Here is a 251-nt window from a genome sequence, read left to right as displayed (position 1 = left end):
CCGTGAGGCTTAACCATACAACCCAGATGGGTTTTACTGATACGACTTAGTGTTAGAATAAAGCGCTTAAGCAGTGCGAGAGACTCAATAAAGCAATCAGCTTTCCGAATTATTATTTAATGCAACATACTGCGTTAGATAAACAAAATTTGTCTGGAAACCATAGAGCTGTGGCACCACCTGATCCCATTCCGAACTCAGAAGTGAAACACAGTATCGCCGATGGTAGTGTGGGGTCTCCCCATGCGAGA

The 251-nt window shown here is 43.8% G+C and carries 1 rRNA gene; it reads left to right on the top strand.

The window, feature by feature from the left end:
- Positions 1 to 152: 152 nt before the first annotated feature.
- Positions 153 to 251 (top strand): 5S ribosomal RNA (rrf, locus tag H5114_RS20305); the annotation flags it as partial.

The sequence above is a fragment of the Shewanella sp. SR43-8 genome (assembly GCF_014163775.1).
GTDB lineage: Bacteria > Pseudomonadota > Gammaproteobacteria > Enterobacterales > Shewanellaceae > Shewanella > Shewanella vesiculosa.
Note: the sequence above shows the minus strand (reverse complement) of the source record. Positions and strands in the feature narration are given on the sequence as shown.